The following is a 16,801-nucleotide window of genomic DNA, read 5'->3' as shown; positions in this document are numbered from 1 at the left end:
CGTTACACTCAGGACAGACAAATCCGATTCATTTTCAGGAGCCTATCTCTATGTACCAGGAACTTATCCGCGGTGAACTGACCGAAGCAGCGGCAACCCTCGATAACTTTTTGAAAGATGAGAATAATATCGATGCTATCCGCCGGGCTGCTGTCATGCTGGCTGATTCTTTTAAAGCGGGCGGCAAAGTGATGTCATGCGGCAACGGCGGTTCACACTGCGATGCGATGCATTTTGCGGAAGAACTGACCGGGCGCTACCGTGAAAACCGTCCGGGCTATCCGGCGATTGCCATTTCAGATGTCAGCCACTTATCCTGCGTCAGCAATGATTTTGGCTATGAATATGTTTTCTCCCGTTTTGTGGAATCTGTCGGCCGTGAAGGGGATGTGTTACTCGGTATCTCCACATCCGGTAATTCAGGCAACATTATTAAAGCCATTGAAGCAGCCCGCACCAAAGGCATGAAAGTGATCACGCTGACCGGCAAAGACGGCGGTAAGATGGCAGGCAGCGCGGATATTGAAATCCGTGTTCCGCACTTTGGTTATGCGGATCGCATTCAGGAAATCCATATTAAGGTTATTCATATTCTGATCATGCTGATCGAAAAAGAAATGGCCAAATAACCGGATATAAGCCGGATCCTGAAAAAGCACTCTGCCGCCGGTTGAGTGCTTTTTTATGGCGTAATGCCTGTCTTATTCACCATAAGCATAAATCACCTTACATATAACTAAATCATCTAAAAGAATGATATTTTCGCGATTGTGAAACTATCAGATTGCGGGTAACAATAGTCCTCAGTCATCACAAAAACGGGTAAGGGAGAAAGGCGATGTGTGAATTGCTGGGGATGAGTGCGAATGTCCCGACTGATATTCATTTCAGTCTCAGTGGCCTGATCCCGCGCGGCGGCGAAACCGGGCCGCATAAAGACGGGTGGGGAATTACGTTTTATGAAGGAATGGGCTGCCGGACATTCAAAGACGCCCGTGCCTGCTGCAACTCCCCCGTTGCCCGTTTTGTCCGTGACTATCCTGTCAAATCCGAAGCGGTGATCGCCCATATCCGCCAGGCAAACAGAGGGGTGGTATCACTGGAAAATACCCACCCTTTTACCCGCGAACTGTGGGGGCGGAACTGGACATATGCCCATAACGGGCAGCTCAGCGGCTATGAGCATCTGCCGACCGGTTTTTTTACCCCGGTCGGCCAGACTGACAGCGAGCATGCATTCTGCTGGCTGCTGAATCAGCTGAAAGAAAAATACCCGCAGCCGCCGCAGGATCTGCAGACAGTATTCCGTGAAATTAAACGGCTGGCGGATGTGCTGCGGCAGTTTGGTGTCTTTAATATGCTGCTGTCAGACGGCAGCTATGTGCTGGCGTACTGTTCAACGAATCTGCACTGGATCACCCGCCGCGCACCTTTTGGTAAGGCGCGGTTGGTGGACAGTGATGTGGAGATTGATTTCTCACAGCATACCCGGCCGGATGATGTGGTGTCTGTGATTGCCACGCAACCGCTGACCGGCAATGAACAGTGGCAGAAAATCGGGCCCGGCGAAGCCGTTCTCTTTTATTACGGCGAACGGGATGAGTCCGTGTTCTGAGTCAGCAAACCGGTATCCGCTGCCGGTGCCGGTAAAGCTGAATGTGCAGCGGTTACATAACGGCCGTTAACAACCGCAACGACTGCCGGTATCTGATTTTCAGCGAAATACTGATAAGCAGGCTGCAACTGCTGCCAGAACGCCAGATGTGCGGAGTTCCGGTGGCGGTTCAGGTTCTCAGGCGTCATCCGGAAAGGGTAAATCGCGATATTCAGATCTGTCTGTCCGCTCAGCAGGGCGCTTTCCACATAGCGGTAAATCTCATCAATATAAGCATCTGTCATGGCGTAGCAGCCGACGGATTTGCAGTCACCGTGAACCATCAGATAATCCCCGGTATAGCCGTGCGCACGGTCGAATTCATTGGGAAAACCAAGGTTGATAGCTCGGTAAAACCGACTGTTCGGGTTAAGCTGTGACAGACTGATGCGGTAAAATCCTTCCGGGCTTTTTAAATCACCGGTCAGTTGCTTTGGTCCGAGGCCGCCGGAAAACTGACAAACCGGGTAGCGTTTTACCAGTTTAAAACGTCCGTTATTTTCCCGCTTATAAAGCTCCAGCTCTTTTTCTTCTTTAAATATCTGTATGAATACCTGGCTGTTCCGGACATCACTCACCGGCGCTGTGAGCCATAATGACGCGGATTTTTCCGTGTTTGCTGATGATTGTCCCGCAAAAAACAGCAGGCCGATCATCATAAAAATGATATGTCGCATTCTTAATATTCAGGGTGGCAATAGGTTGGTGAAAAAAGTAACAACAGATTGCCATGATGCAGATAATTTGTGAATGGTTTCCTGTGAGAATAAAATCGGTTGTTACAAATATTGTTGTGGTTAAAAAATAAACAGCAATCGGTAAAGATGACTTAACTACTCGGTAAAGGCGAGTTATTAGGCTTTTTCTGATCACAATAATCCCATTTGCTTGAACCAGGTCACTCGTTTCGCCGGACAGAATTGTTGTGAAGTGGTAAAATAATGCGGATCTGATTTACGCAAAATCGTGACATACATCAGAGAAAACAGCCCGGGGCGACAATAACGGCCCGGAGTGTTTTTATTGTTGAGTTGTCATACGCTGCTGCGGCAGTGATGACGTGGGTTTAACAAAAACTTGTGCAAATTTTATGATTAAAATTAAAAAAGGACTCGACCTGCCGATCGCAGGAGCACCTGCTCAAGTCACAGAAGATGGCCCTTCAGTCCGCCACGCAGCATTGCTGGGTGAGGAATACATCGGGATGCGTCCGTCGATGCTGGTTCAGGAAGGTGAATCAGTGAAGAAAGGACAGGCTCTTTTTGAAGACAAAAAGAACCCCGGTGTGATTTTTACCAGCCCCGCCTGCGGAGTGGTAAAAGCCATCAATCGTGGTGAGCGTCGTGTATTACAATCTGTGGTGATTGAGATACAGGGAGACGAGCAATTAACATTTGACAGTTATGACCGCCGGGATCTGCCGTCACTGACCCGTGAACAGGCAGAGAAAAACCTGGTGGCCTCCGGATTATGGACCGCGCTGCGGACACGTCCGTTCAGTCATACCCCAAAATTAGGCTCTGTGCCGGCTGCTATTTTTGTCACTGCTATGGACACCAATCCGCTGGCGGCTGATCCGCTGGTGATTATCCGTCAGGAACAGGCGTCATTTGATGACGGCTTACAGGTACTGAGCTGCCTGACGGAAGGGAAGGTTCATGTTTGTCACGGTACAGATGACTTCGCAAAAGTTACCGATAACAATCGTGTTAGTTACACGCAGTTTACCGGGCCGCATCCGGCAGGCCTTGCCGGTACGCACATCCACTTCCTGGAACCGGTCAGCGCAACGAAAACCGTCTGGTCTCTGAATTACCAGGATGTCATCGCCATCGGTAAACTGTTCACGACCGGCTTTTTATATACCGACCGTATTGTGGCGCTCGGTGGCCCGCAGGTGGAAAATCCGCGTCTGCTGAAAACCCGCCTCGGCGCAGATCTGTATGAACTGACCGAAGGGCAGTTGAAAGCCGGTGAAAACCGCATTATTTCCGGTTCGGTCCTGTGGGGCGTGGCCAGTGATGATGCTCATCACTATCTGGGCCGTTTTACCAATCAGGTCTCTGTTCTGGAAGAAGGCCGGGAGAAAGAGCTGTTCGGCTGGATTATGCCGGGCACAGACAAATACACGGTTACCCGCACCACACTGGGTCATTTCTTTAAGAAAAAACTGTTCTCATTCACCACATCAATGAATGGTGGCGAACGTTCTATGGTGCCAATCGGCAGTTATGAACGTGTGATGCCGCTCGACATTATGGCGACACATTTCCTGCGCGATCTGCTGGCGGGTGATACTGACAGTGCCCAGGCACTGGGTGCGCTGGAGCTGGATGAGGAAGATCTGGGGCTGTGTACCTATGTCTGTCAGAGTAAATATGAGTACGGCCCGGTGCTGCGTGACGTACTGACCAGGATTGAGCAGGAAGGATAATCATGGGTCTGAAAAAATTTCTCGAAAAAATTGAGCCGCATTTTGAACCGGGCGGTAAATTACAGAGATGGTATGCACTGTACGAAGCAGCCGCCACCATCTTCTATACCCCGGGGACAGTTACCCGCGGGCGTTCACATGTCCGTGACTCCATCGACCTTAAACGTCTGATGATCCTGGTCTGGTTATCCGTTTTCCCGGCCATGTTCTGGGGGATGTATAACGTCGGTAACCAGGCAATGCCGGTACTGCTGGATATGTACAGCGGTGCGGAGCTTCAGCAGGTGATTGCCGGTGACTGGCATTATCGTCTGGCGGAGCTTATCGGGGTGTCCTTCACACAGGACGCGGGCTGGATCAGCAAGATGCTGTTCGGCGCTGTCTATTTCCTGCCGATCTACGGGGTGATTTTTATCGTCGGCGGCTTCTGGGAAGTCCTGTTTGCGATGATCCGCGGGCATGAAATCAACGAAGGTTTCTTTATCACCTCCATTCTGCTGGCACTGATTGTTCCGCCGACGCTGCCGTTATGGCAGGCCGCGCTGGCTGTCACCTTCGGTGTGGTGGTCGCAAAGGAAATTTTCGGTGGTACAGGACGCAACTTCCTGAACCCGGCACTGGCCGGTCGTGCTTTCCTGTTCTTCGCTTATCCGGCTCAGATTTCCGGTGATACCGTCTGGACTGCCGCTGACGGCTTCTCCGGCGCAACCCCGCTGTCACAGTGGGCGGTCGGTGGCGAGCATCAGCTCGTTAATACCATGACCAATCAGCCGATTTCCTGGATGGATGCCTTTATCGGTAACGTACCGGGCTCGATTGGTGAAGTTTCCACGCTGATGATTCTGATCGGTGGTGCAGTCATTCTGTTTGCCCGTATTGCGTCTCTGCGTATTGTGGCCGGTGTGATGGTCGGGATGATCGCAATGTCCGCCGTCTTTAATATGATTGGTTCGGATACCAACCCGCTGTTTGCTATGCCGTGGTACTGGCATCTGGTCCTGGGCGGTTTTGCCTTCGGTATGATTTTCATGGCGACGGACCCGGTTTCAGCCTCATTTACCGACAAAGGGAAATGGGCTTACGGGATCCTGATCGGGGTGATGTGTGTCCTGATCCGTGTGGCAAACCCGGCATATCCGGAAGGGATGATGCTGGCTATCCTGTTCGCCAACTTATTCGCCCCGTTATTTGATTATCTGGTGGTTCAGGCAAACATTAAACGGAGAAAAGCACGTGGCTAATGAAAAAACGAAAAACAAGGACAGTGTCGCAAGAACGTTTATCGTTGTCTTCGTCCTTTGCCTTGTGTGTTCAATAGTCGTGGCCGGTTCTGCTGTGGGGCTGAAGTCCACGCAGCAGAACCAGATTATGCTGGATAAGCAGCGTAACATTCTGGATGTGGCCGGGTTACTGACGCCATCCATGCCGGCAGACGAAATCGATGCTGTCTATAAAAAATTCATCAGAGCAAAAATGGTGAATTTAAAAACCGGTCAGATGAGCGACAGCACCGGCAAGTACGATCTCAACGATGAACTGCGCAGTGATGAGAGCAGTATTGCCCTGTCACCGGAAGAAGATCTGGCGAAAATCCGTCGCCGTGCCAACAGCGCGGAAATCTATCTGGTACAGAATGAGCAGGGTGAAACCAGCAAGATTGTTCTGCCGGTTTACGGCTCCGGTCTGTGGTCGGTGATGTATGCCTTTATCGCGATTGATGTCGACGGTATCACCTCCGAGGGGATCACTTACTACCAGCACGGTGAAACGCCGGGGCTGGGCGGTGAGGTGGATAACCCGCAATGGCGTAAACAGTGGATTGGTAAAAAGCTGTTTAATGAAGAAGGTATGCCGGCTATCAAAATAGTCCGCAGCGGCGCCACTGACAGCCCGTACGGCATTGATGGTTTATCCGGTGCGACACTGACCTCAAACGGTATCCAGCATATGTTTGATTTCTGGCTGGGCGACAACGGTTTTGGCCCGTTCCTGAAAACAGTACGCGAAGGAGCGTTGAATCATGGCTGATAGTAAAGAAATTAAACGCGTTCTTCTCGGACCGTTATTAGATAACAACCCGATTGCCCTCCAGGTACTGGGTGTGTGTTCGGCGCTGGCTGTGACCACCAAACTGGAAACTGCACTGGTTATGACCATCGCGGTAACCCTGGTGACGGCATTCTCCAGCATGTTTATCTCGATGATCCGTAACTTTATTCCGGGCAGTGTGCGGATTATCGTTCAGATGGCAATTATCGCCTCGCTGGTTATTCTTGTTGATCAGATCCTGAGGGCCTATGCCTACGGTATCTCCAAGCAGCTTTCCGTGTTCGTCGGCCTGATCATTACCAACTGTATTGTGATGGGACGTGCGGAAGCGTATGCCATGAAAGCACCACCGCTTGAAAGCTTTATGGACGGTATCGGTAACGGCCTGGGTTACGGTGTGATCCTGCTGCTGGTGGGCTTCTTCCGCGAACTGATCGGCTCCGGCAAACTCTTTGGTGTGACCGTGCTGGAGACAGTACAGAACGGTGGCTGGTATCTGCCGAACGGCCTGTTCCTGCTGGCACCAAGTGCATTCTTTATCATCGGGATGCTTATCTGGGGGATCCGTACCCTGAAACCGTCACAAGTCGAGGAGGATTAAGATATGGAACATTATATCAGTCTCTTTGTGCGGGCTGTGTTTATTGAAAACATGGCACTGGCCTTCTTCCTCGGGATGTGTACGTTCCTGGCGGTGTCGAAAAACGTCAAAACGGCGTTTGGTCTCGGCGTGGCGGTTACCGTGGTGCTGGGGATTTCGGTTCCGGCAAACAACCTGGTGTACAACCTGCTGCTGCGCGACGGCGCACTGATGGAAGGTGTGGATTTAAGCTTCCTGAATTTCATTACCTTTATCGGGGTCATTGCGGCGCTGGTACAGATTCTGGAGATGATTCTGGATCGCTACTTCCCGGCACTGTATAACGCGCTGGGGATCTTCTTGCCGTTAATCACCGTAAACTGTGCGATTTTCGGTGGTGTGTCCTTTATGGCGCAGCGCGACTACAACTTTACGGAGTCTGTGGTTTACGGGTTCGCTTCCGGTATCGGCTGGCTGCTGGCGATCGTGCTGATGGCCGCTATCCGCGAGAAGATGAAATACTCTGACGTACCGGCCGGCCTGAAAGGGCTGGGGATCACATTCGTGACCACCGGACTGATGGCTCTGGGCTTTATGTCCTTCTCCGGCGTACAGTTATAAGGGTGAAACGCAATTATGGATATCGTTATTTTAGGCGTGGCAATGTTTACCCTGATTGTTCTGGCGCTGACCGCGTTGATTTTGTTTGCAAAATCAAAACTGGTGAACACAGGGGACGTTAAGATTGAAATCAACGGCGATGCGGAGAAAAGCTTCGACGCACCGGCCGGTGACAAGTTACTGAATGTGCTGTCCGGTCAGGGGATTTTTGTCTCCTCGGCCTGCGGCGGAGGCGGAACCTGCGGCCAGTGCCGCGTGAAGATCAAAGAAGGCGGCGGTGATATTCTGCCGACAGAAATGTCTCACATTAATAAACGCGAAGCCCGTGAAGGCTGCCGTCTGGCGTGCCAGGTGAATGTGAAGCAGGATCTGAAAATTGAGCTGCCGGAAGAGATCTTCGGGGTGAAAAAATGGGAGTGCGAAGTTATCTCCAATGATAACAAAGCGACTTTCATTAAAGAGCTGAAACTGAAAATTCCTGATGGCGAAAGTGTGCCGTTCCGTGCCGGTGGTTATATTCAGATTGAATGTCCGCCGCATGTGGTCCGCTATGATGAGTTTGATGTGCCGCAGGAATACCGCGAGGACTGGGACAAGTTCAACCTGTTCCGCTATGTGTCTGATGTGAAAGAGCCGACAGTGCGTGCTTACTCTATGGCGAACTATCCGGAAGAGCACGGCATTATCATGCTGAACGTGCGTATCGCCACACCGCCTCCGCGTGTGCCGGATGCGCCTCCGGGGATTATGTCCTCTTACATCTGGTCACTGAAACCGGGTGATAAAGTGACAATTTCCGGGCCGTTCGGGGAGTTCTTCGCGAAAGATACCGACGCGGAAATGATCTTTATTGGTGGTGGTGCGGGGATGGCGCCGATGCGTTCGCATATCTTCGATCAGCTCAAGCGTCTGCACTCCAAACGTAAGATGTCTTTCTGGTATGGTGCGCGTTCAAAACGTGAAATGTTCTATGAGGAAGATTTTGACCAGCTTCAGGCTGAGAATGAAAACTTCACCTGGAACGTGGCGTTGTCTGATGCCCTGCCGGAAGATAACTGGGACGGATACACCGGGTTTATTCATAATGTTCTCTATGAGCATTACCTGAAAAATCACCCGGCACCGGAAGATTGTGAGTTCTACATGTGCGGGCCGCCGATGATGAACGCCGCCGTGATCAAGATGCTCAAAGATCTGGGTGTGGAAGACGAGAACATTATGCTGGATGACTTCGGCGGCTGATTTCCGCCCCTGTCATAACGAAACTGCGCCCACACCTGTGGGCGCAGATGATCTGAAATCAGACTGGATTGTATATGGTAAAAATAAAACGGGCTTTCCTGCCGCTGGCACTGATGGCATTGTTACTGAGCGCGTGCGGTGATAACACTCCGGAAACACAGCAGGTAACCCTGAACGGCAAAACGATGGGCACCTATTACGCGATAAAATATGTCGCTGACCCGAAAGGCCCGTCGGCGGAATCACTGCAGAAAGGCATTGATGTGGTGCTGGAAGAGGTCAATGACCAGATGTCCACCTACCGGCCGGATTCTGAACTCAGCCGTTTTAATCAGAGCCGTGAGGTGAATACGCCGTTTCCGGTCTCTGCCGCGACTGCAAAAGTGGTTCGTGAGGCTATCCGTATTAATCAGCTGACAGACGGCGCACTGGATGTCACCGTCGGCCCGCTGGTCAATTTATGGGGATTTGGTCCGGAAGGGCGCGTGACCCATGTGCCGACAGAGCAGGATATCGAAACCCGCCGTCAGTGGACCGGAATTGATAAACTGAAGGTTGAAGGTAATAATCTGATTAAGACAGTGCCGGAACTGTATGTGGATCTGTCCTCGATTGCCAAAGGCTACGGGGTGGATGCGGTGGCAGAATACCTGGAATCACAGAATATCCGTAATTATATGGTGGATGTGGGCGGCGAAGTCCGGACACAGGGCATTAACGGCAAAGGCAAACCGTGGCGCATTGCGATTGAAAAACCGTCGTCACAGGGGCTGAGCCAGTCTGCACAGGAAATCATTGAGCCGGGGAATGCCTCTGTGGCGACATCCGGGGATTACCGGAATTATTTTGAAGAGAATAATGTCCGTTATTCACATACCATTGATCCGAAAACAGCACGTCCGATTAACCATAATCTGGTATCGATTACGGTGATTGCTGATAATTGCATGAGTGCGGATGGCTTTTCTACCGGACTGAATGTGCTCGGGCCGGAGCGCGGGCTTGAAGTGGCGAATGCGCAAAATATCCCTGTTTTTATGATTGTCAAAACAGAGAAGGGATTTGAAGAACGCTACAGTGAGGCATTTAAGCCCTATTTGCAGCAAAAATAAAAGGAGGTGGCTGATATGATGATAAAAGTATTTATCGCAACCTTTATCCTGTTTCTGGTCGCGTTTCTGGGAATGTCTCTCGGGTATATTATTAAGCGCAAGAGCATTCAGGGAAGCTGCGGCGGGCTGAGCAGCATTGGTGTCGAGAAAGTCTGTGACTGTCCTGAACCGTGTGATGCCCGGAAAAAACGAATGGCACGTGAAGCTGCCCGCGAAGAGAAACTGAATAAAAACCGGATTGTATAGATTCGGAAGATATAACAAAGGCGCCTTAAAGCGCCTTTGTTTATTAATGGCAGGACAACAATACGGAATCAGTAATAACGATAGTCTGATGTCACAATAGCGGTATTTATCACAATAATATTATTGGCCTGATTCCCTTCAGAGATACTCTGCCAGAGTGCTTTTTCACAATTCCCGTAAGTATCTGTCTGCTGGCAGATATAAATAGCTTTTACCCGGCCCAGCGGCGTATGTTGTGTCTGTGTCTGCCGGATAACCTGACCATCATCATTATACGCAAATTCATAGTTCAGCTGAGGAAGCCCGTTACTTTGGGACATAATCGCATTTATCTGCCGATCCTGACGCCAGTCGTAGCGGATTTCACCGCCGGTGTCCGCGGAATCCCCTGTGGATACCGCATGTGAGATTAAACTGTTTTCATAAAAAAAATCGGTTTCCATATGCGATTTTTGGGTATTGCCGCCACTGTTACTTTCAGATTCGGCACGGACGATTTGCTTCTGATTATTATAGAAAAGGCGGCTTCGGGCATGAATCAGCGTGACGGGTGCTTTTCCGCTGCCATGCAGTTGTGACGTGAATAATAAGGTATATCCCTGTTCCGTCTTCTTTCCTTCGGAATACATCCGGTTTTGCAACCCCGGGTAGTGCTCGGTAACTTCCAGCGAAAAGTAACTCAGTTCACCACACGGCGTCAGGTCATATTGCCCGTTAATCATAATATTGCTGTTTTTGTTGTCCGGGGAATGTGCTGTTGTGATGACGGATTTTACCGGGCCGTTGATCATACCGGCACCCAGAATAATAAAGTTACTGCTGCGTGTCTCATCTGAATACAAACTGCAGTCTGCGTAAGAATAAACACTGAATAACAGAAAAAATAATCCCGTAAAAACAAAGAGGGATTTTGGTGGTGAATTTAAATCGAAGAACAGGTTACTTATCACCGCATAGCCTCCCGGATGTTTCTTATAGTTATAACAAAAGTGGCCTGATAAATAAATTACTATAATTAATTAGGTTTGCTGAGATTATAAAATATTATGTAAGGATTACAGAGTAAATGGCAGGAAGAGACAGAATGTATTAAATAAGAGTGATATTCATCATCTGTTAAATCTCACTCTTATTTTTCAGGCGGGTAAAATTACCAAGTAATAATACCTTGATTAATTATTTTATTTTCATATTGAGCAGCGAATCGACCATCACGCCATCTGCACCCAATTCTGTCGCCAGTTGTAAATCGGCGGGTGTTTTTATACCGAACAGAACAACATGGTTTTGATTATTTTTACGAAAACAATCCATTGCGGTTTTATCCCAGGTCAGCACAACCGGAGAGCGTGCTTCACCCAATGTGAAGGTTTCAACCACATCCACGTTACGGTGCAGTTCAAAGCCATACCAGCGCGGCTGCGGATTATCTGCCAGGTCACAGGTGTGTGTGATCAGGCTGCCGGCCAGTGCATTACGGGTGGTATCACGGCTTTCAAAAACGGGGATTGACGGCGGCAGGGCAGCCAGATAATCCTGATCGGTTGAATAGACGCGGACACGGTTTTTGGCGTTATGACGGGTCAGTACTGAATCCAGCTGTTGTGCAAAAACCGCCGGTGAGGCGTCCGGAGATTTGATATCGAGGTAGAAAAAAGTATCCGGGTAACGGCTCAGGACGGCATCCAGTGCCGGAACAGAAGCCTTGATATGGGTTTTATTTTTCTGATTATAATCCCGGGCTGCATCGGTTTGTGCCAGTTCTGCGGCGCTGTAACCGGAAACCGGACCGGTTTTGTCGGTCAGGGATTTCAGATCAGACGGGCGGTATAACACCACCTGGTTGTCCTTTGAGAGCTGAAGGGTGATCCAGATGGCATCGGCTTTGTTACTCAGCGCCTTATCGATGGCATAAAGGGTATTCTCAGGGGCGTCCGCCGTGGCGGCGCGATGGGCAATAATCTGCGGTGCTGCATGGGCTGTCATAACAATGCCACTCAGGAAAAGGGCTGATAGTATTTTTTTCATAATCCGTCCGTCAAAAAGAATGAGACCAGGTGTGATGTCACGCTGTTGTAGCGGAGTAACATGACAACCGGATGTAATCACAGAAAAAAAGTACAAACCTGCAAATTTCAGCCCACTGATTGATTTGGTGAATAATAAGCAAATTAACCGATTTGAATTGCATTGATTTTAACTGTATATTTAAACAGTGTTATTGGTGAGCAGGAGAGGCGGATGCGTAAAATAATTCATATTGATATGGATTGCTTTTATGCGGCGATTGAAATGCGTGACGATCCCCGTCTGCGCGATATCCCGCTGGCTATCGGCGGCAGTTCCGACCGGCGTGGTGTGATTGCGACCGCCAATTATCCGGCGCGGCGCTTCGGGGTGCACAGCGCGATGTCAACGGCAAAAGCACTGCTGCTGTGTCCGCATCTGAAAGTGATCCCTGGGCGGATGGAGCTGTATAAAACCACCTCCCGCCACCTGCATGCGATTTTCGCCCGTTATACTTCACTGATTGAGCCGCTGTCACTGGATGAAGCTTATCTTGATGTGACGGACAGCCCGCAGTGCCGGGGTTCAGCCACACTGATGGCGGAAGAGATCCGCAAAACCATTTTTACCGAGCTGGGGCTGACCGCATCTGCCGGTGTGGCACCGGTGAAATTCCTTGCCAAAATTGCGTCTGATCTGAATAAACCCGACGGGCAGTACATTATCACGCCGGAGCAGGTGACGGATTTTGTGTTGTCACTGCCACTGCGTAAAATTCCCGGTGTGGGAAAGGTGACAGCAAAGCGACTGGCTGATCTCGGTCTGGAGACCTGCCGGGATGTGCAGAATTATGATCAGATATCGCTGCTGAAACAGTTCGGAAAGTTCGGGCAGATCATCTGGCAGCGCAGTCACGGTAGCGATGAGCGGCCGGTTTGTCCGGACAGGGAACGGAAATCTGTCGGTGTCGAGCGGACACTGGCGGAAGATATTGCCTCGTGGGATGAGTGTCAGACGATTATTGATGAGCTGTTTCCGGAGCTGGAGCGTCGTCTGACAAAGGTGTCACCGGATCTGCGGATCGCCCGTCAGGGCATTAAACTGAAGTTTGCGGACTTTCAGCAGACCACACAGGAACATGTCCATCAGGTGCTGGATAAAGCGGATTTGCTGAAAACGGCGGAACTGGCCTGGGAGAGCCGCCGGGAAGGGCGCGGCGTACGGCTGGTGGGGCTGCATGTAACACTGCGGGATCCGCAGCTTGAGCGGCAGTTGCTGCTCGGGTTCTGAATCACATATAAAAACGGCGGGATAATTATCCCGCCGCTGAGCTGAATAAGGCGATTACGCTTTTTCAGGGATCGCTTTTAAGATAGCGGTCAGTAACTGCCAGTACTGCCCGACACTCTTGATATGTACTTGTTCATCAGGGGAGTGCGCTCCGGTGATGGTCGGCCCGATGGAGACCATGTCCATGTCCGGATACGGTTTTTTGAATAAACCGCACTCAAGACCGGCGTGGATCACCATGATGTTCGGGGTTTTGTCAAACAGCTGCTGATAGGTTTCGCTGACCAGATGCATGACCGGAGAGTCTGCATCCGGCTGCCAGCCCGGATAGCCGCCTTCGGCAACAATATCCGCACCGGACAGTGCCGCCAGCGAGGTCAGCATGCTGACCACGGAGGATTTGCCGGATTCAATCAGGGAACGTACCAGGCAGATAATCTGCACACGGTCGTCACTCATTTTCACCACACCCACGTTCAGTGAGGTTTCGACCACGCCCGGAACCACGTCACTCATGCGGATCACGCCGTTCGGCATCACATTGAGCATATTGATAAAGCGGGACTGCACATCAGCGGTCAGAGCGCCCTGAGCAGCGGTTGCAGCTTCCAGGGTGACAACCAGGTTTTTCTCTTTCTGCGCGAGCTCTTCTCTGAGCAGCGCTTCAAAGGTCTGTGCCAGCGATTTCAGCTGTGCGGCTTTATCTGCCGGTACTGCCAGAGTGATGTGGCCTTCGCGCGGAATCGCGTTGCGCAGTGTGCCGCCCTGAAAATCAACCAGACGCGCGCCGAGTTCTGTGGCGTGACCGGCCAGGAAACGGGCCAGTAATTTGTTGGCATTGCCGAGGCCCAGATGAATATCGCCGCCGGAGTGGCCGCCTTTGAGACCTTTGAGGGTCAGGGTGAAGGTGCTGTAACCGGCCGGAACGGCTTCACGGCTCAGTGAGAGTGTTGTGGTGACGTCAATACCGCCCGCACAACCCATATAGATTTCACCTTCTTCTTCGGAGTCGGTATTGATCAGGATATCAGCCTGTAACCAGCCCGGCTGCAGACCGAATGCGCCGTCCATCCCGGCTTCTTCTGTCATGGTCAGCAGAACTTCCAGCGGCCCGTGTTTGACTGAATCGTCAGCCAGTACTGCCAGCGCGGAGGCCATACCGATGCCGTTATCCGCACCTAATGTGGTGCCTTTCGCGGTTACCCAGTCGCCGTCGATGTACGGCTGAATCGGATCTTTTTCGAAATCGTGTGCTGTATCATTATTTTTCTGCGGCACCATATCCAGGTGCGCCTGCAGAACGACCGCTTTGCGGTTTTCCAGGCCTTTGCTGGCCGGTTTGCGGATCAGGATATTACCGACGCTGTCGCGTTCAACGTGGAATTCCTTTTCTTTTGCCCATTCAATAATATGTGCAGCCAGTTGCTCTTCGTGGTAGGACGGATGAGGAATAGAGCAGATTTTGGCAAAAATATCCCACAGCGGCTGCGGAAATAATTGTGATAGTTCAGACACGTTCGATCTCCTGTTACTGCATTTTTCATTATTAGGGGGAGGATACCCGAAGGCGGCCGGTAACGCTGTTTAAAATGAGCGGTCGCGAATATCCGATGTCCGGAGAATAGCAAATTCTTACGCAAAGTGCGTGTGTCATAACAGGGAATTATGATGAATTTGTCAGATACTCTGGTCTTTGGCGGCTCAAGTCACTATAATCTCGCGCAACCTTTTTTCCGCAAAAAAGACTCTTTTCTGTAAATAATCAAGCCGGGATCAATCTGATATGAGCGAAAAATACGTCGTAACGTGGGATATGTTGCAAATGCATGCCCGTAAACTGGCACAGCGTTTAATGCCAACCGAACAATGGAAAGGCATCATCGCCGTAAGCCGCGGTGGTCTGGTGCCGGGTGCCTTACTCGCTCGTGAACTGGGTATCCGTCATGTGGATACTGTCTGCATTTCCAGCTATGATCATGACCATCAGCGCGATATGAAAGTCCTGAAAAAAGCCGAAGGTGACGGCGAAGGATTTATCATTGTTGATGATCTGGTGGACACCGGCGGTACTGCTCAGATGATCCGCGATATGTATCCGAAAGCGCATTTCGTCACTATTTTTGCCAAACCGGCCGGACGTCCGCTGGTTGACGATTATGTGGTTGATATCCCGCAGGATACCTGGATCGAACAGCCGTGGGATATGACCGTCAGTTTTGTTAAACCAATCTGCGATCAGTAAGCGAATGCCATGACACAACAGAACCTGTCAGAGAAACTGTTTAAGCCGAAAATCAAGCACCCTGAGACATCCGCACTGGTGAACTTTACCCGTTCCGGGATGAAGGAAGTCAGGGGCAGCGTCCTGAGCGGATGTACCCATCCGGGCTGGTATCGCATGATTAACCGCTTAATGTGGGCCTGGCGGGGGATCCCGCCGCTGGAAACCGAAGAGGTTCTCAGCCGGATCGCGGCATCTGATGCCCCCCGCAGTGATGATGCACTGCTGGATACGGTGATCGGCTACCGCCGCGGTAACTGGGCTTATGAATGGTCTCAGCAGGCGATGTTGTGGCAGCGCAAAGCGCTGGAATTTGAATCCGGCGAAAAAGCCTGTGAAGCCTGGCTGCTTGCCGCAAATCTGTACAGTATTGCGGGATATCCCCATTTAAAAGGGGATGAGCTGGCGGATCAGGCTACCGTTCTGGCAAATCAGGCGTATGAAAACTCCGCCCGGTTTGCCGCATATGAACTGAAAAAAATTGAATTCAAAATGGAGAGCGGCGGAAACATCTGCGCTTTCCTGCACCTCCCGCCGGGGAAAGGCAGTGCGTTTCCGGTGGTGATGATGTGCGGCAGTCTGGATAATCTGCAAAGTGATTACTGCCGCTACTTCCGTGACTATCTGGCACCGCAGGGCATTGCACTGCTGACGCTGGATATGCCGTCAATCGGTTACTCTTCAAAACAGACTTTAGGCCAGGAAAGCAGCCTGATGCACCAGCAGGTACTGGATCAGCTGCGCAATGTGCCGTGGATTGACCACACCCGTGTGGCGGTGATGGGGCTGCGTTTTGGTGCCAATGTGGCGATGCGTATGGCATACCTGTCCGCACATCAGCTGCGGGGGGCCGTGCTGTTCGGGCCGGTGGTGCATGATCTGTTTGTCAGCCCGGAGCGGCAGGATAAAATTCCCGGCATGTATATGGATGTGCTGGCCAGCCGTGCGGCGGCGCGCTGTACTGACCTTGATACTGTCCGCACCCGGCTCGGTTGCTTATCTCTGAAAAATCAGGGACTGCTCGGCCGCCGCTGTTCACTGCCGGTGCTGAGCATGTGCTGGAAAGAGGATGTGTTCAGCCCGAAAAGTGAATCGGAGCTGATTGTCCGCTCCAGCGCTGACGGTAAGCTGGTGGAATTCGGCCATACGCCGGTTTTTGACACTTTCCACAAATCGCTGGATGAGGCCACCCGCTGGCTCACCAGAATTTTATCCTGAACAGCATAATAATCATTGATAATTCCTGTCTGTTTGCTACAACTAAGCCTTCGCTGAAAGGAGGCTT

17 protein-coding genes are annotated in these 16,801 nt (G+C 51.0%); 13 read left to right on the top strand and 4 right to left on the bottom strand.

The features are described from left to right. Positions 1-50 precede the first annotated feature (50 nt). Positions 51-629, top strand: coding sequence for a D-sedoheptulose 7-phosphate isomerase (lpcA, locus tag X965_RS15705; protein ID WP_036418795.1), 579 nt, complete (start codon positions 51-53; stop codon positions 627-629). Positions 630-838: 209 nt separating this feature from the next. Beyond that, on the top strand, positions 839-1,615 hold the full coding sequence (locus tag X965_RS15700; RefSeq protein WP_004237844.1) for a class II glutamine amidotransferase: 777 nt from the start codon (positions 839-841) through the stop codon (positions 1,613-1,615). On the opposite strand, the gene X965_RS15695 is transcribed toward X965_RS15700, so the two are convergent. After that, complete coding sequence (locus X965_RS15695) at positions 1,585-2,331, bottom strand: murein L,D-transpeptidase family protein (RefSeq protein WP_004238762.1); 747 nt, start codon at positions 2,329-2,331, stop codon at positions 1,585-1,587. The genes X965_RS15700 and X965_RS15695 overlap by 31 nt on opposite strands. Positions 2,332-2,744: 413 nt before the next feature. Between X965_RS15695 and X965_RS15690 the strand changes: the two genes are divergently transcribed. From X965_RS15690 to nqrM, 8 genes are all read left to right on the top strand, one after another. Next, complete coding sequence (locus tag X965_RS15690) at positions 2,745-4,088, top strand: Na(+)-translocating NADH-quinone reductase subunit A (protein WP_004237846.1); 1,344 nt, start codon at positions 2,745-2,747, stop codon at positions 4,086-4,088. Between the two features lie 2 nt (positions 4,089-4,090). After that, positions 4,091-5,329 (top strand): NADH:ubiquinone reductase (Na(+)-transporting) subunit B, encoded by a 1,239-nt coding sequence (locus X965_RS15685; protein WP_036418792.1) that lies wholly within the window; start codon positions 4,091-4,093, stop codon positions 5,327-5,329. Continuing rightward, positions 5,322-6,116 (top strand): Na(+)-translocating NADH-quinone reductase subunit C, encoded by a 795-nt coding sequence (locus X965_RS15680; protein ID WP_036418789.1) that lies wholly within the window; start codon positions 5,322-5,324, stop codon positions 6,114-6,116. Before X965_RS15685 ends, X965_RS15680 begins: the two co-directional genes overlap by 8 nt. Further along, positions 6,109-6,738 (top strand): NADH:ubiquinone reductase (Na(+)-transporting) subunit D, encoded by a 630-nt coding sequence (locus X965_RS15675; protein WP_004237851.1) that lies wholly within the window; start codon positions 6,109-6,111, stop codon positions 6,736-6,738. Before X965_RS15680 ends, X965_RS15675 begins: the two co-directional genes overlap by 8 nt. A gap of 3 nt (positions 6,739-6,741) precedes the next feature. After that, on the top strand, positions 6,742-7,338 hold the full coding sequence (nqrE, locus tag X965_RS15670; protein WP_004237852.1) for an NADH:ubiquinone reductase (Na(+)-transporting) subunit E: 597 nt from the start codon (positions 6,742-6,744) through the stop codon (positions 7,336-7,338). A 15-nt stretch (positions 7,339-7,353) separates the two neighbouring features. Then, the gene (gene nqrF, locus X965_RS15665) at positions 7,354-8,580 is read left to right on the top strand and encodes an NADH:ubiquinone reductase (Na(+)-transporting) subunit F (RefSeq protein WP_004238760.1); all 1,227 of its coding nucleotides are present in this window, start codon (positions 7,354-7,356) and stop codon (positions 8,578-8,580) included. Positions 8,581-8,654: 74 nt separating this feature from the next. After that, positions 8,655-9,692: an FAD:protein FMN transferase gene (locus X965_RS15660; RefSeq protein ID WP_004237854.1), complete on the top strand. Its 1,038-nt coding sequence runs from the start codon at positions 8,655-8,657 to the stop codon at positions 9,690-9,692. A gap of 18 nt (positions 9,693-9,710) precedes the next feature. Next, positions 9,711-9,938, top strand: a complete 228-nt coding sequence (gene nqrM / locus X965_RS15655) for a (Na+)-NQR maturation NqrM (RefSeq protein ID WP_024472643.1) — start codon at positions 9,711-9,713, stop codon at positions 9,936-9,938. A gap of 68 nt (positions 9,939-10,006) precedes the next feature. Here nqrM and X965_RS15650 read toward each other — a convergent pair whose 3' ends face one another. Further along, on the bottom strand, positions 10,007-10,780 hold the full coding sequence (locus X965_RS15650; RefSeq protein WP_214270518.1) for a hypothetical protein: 774 nt from the start codon (positions 10,778-10,780) through the stop codon (positions 10,007-10,009). 334 nt (positions 10,781-11,114) lie between these two features. Beyond that, a complete protein-coding gene (locus X965_RS15645) occupies positions 11,115-11,966 on the bottom strand; it encodes a glycerophosphodiester phosphodiesterase family protein (protein WP_015422525.1) in 852 nt (283 codons plus the stop codon). A gap of 213 nt (positions 11,967-12,179) precedes the next feature. Between X965_RS15645 and dinB the strand changes: the two genes are divergently transcribed. Beyond that, a complete protein-coding gene (dinB, locus tag X965_RS15640; protein WP_015422526.1) occupies positions 12,180-13,235 on the top strand; it encodes a DNA polymerase IV in 1,056 nt (351 codons plus the stop codon). A gap of 54 nt (positions 13,236-13,289) precedes the next feature. Here the strand turns inward: dinB and pepD are convergent, their stop codons facing one another. Then, the gene (gene pepD / locus X965_RS15635) at positions 13,290-14,750 is read right to left on the bottom strand and encodes a beta-Ala-His dipeptidase (RefSeq protein ID WP_015422527.1); all 1,461 of its coding nucleotides are present in this window, start codon (positions 14,748-14,750) and stop codon (positions 13,290-13,292) included. Between the two features lie 268 nt (positions 14,751-15,018). Between pepD and gpt the strand changes: the two genes are divergently transcribed. Together gpt and frsA are read left to right on the top strand one after the other, a co-directional pair. Then, positions 15,019-15,477 carry a xanthine phosphoribosyltransferase gene (gene gpt / locus X965_RS15630; protein ID WP_015422528.1) on the top strand — a complete coding sequence of 153 codons (459 nt, stop codon included), beginning with the start codon at positions 15,019-15,021 and terminating at the stop codon, positions 15,475-15,477. Between the two features lie 9 nt (positions 15,478-15,486). Beyond that, positions 15,487-16,734: an esterase FrsA gene (gene frsA, locus X965_RS15625; RefSeq protein WP_004237861.1), complete on the top strand. Its 1,248-nt coding sequence runs from the start codon at positions 15,487-15,489 to the stop codon at positions 16,732-16,734. Positions 16,735-16,801: the final 67 nt, after the last annotated feature.

The sequence above is a fragment of the Morganella sp. EGD-HP17 genome (assembly GCF_000512315.2).
In the GTDB taxonomy this organism is placed as follows: Bacteria; Pseudomonadota; Gammaproteobacteria; order Enterobacterales; family Enterobacteriaceae; genus Morganella; species Morganella morganii.
The sequence above is the reverse complement of the archived record's forward strand: the minus strand, read 5'-3'. Positions and strand labels throughout refer to the sequence as shown.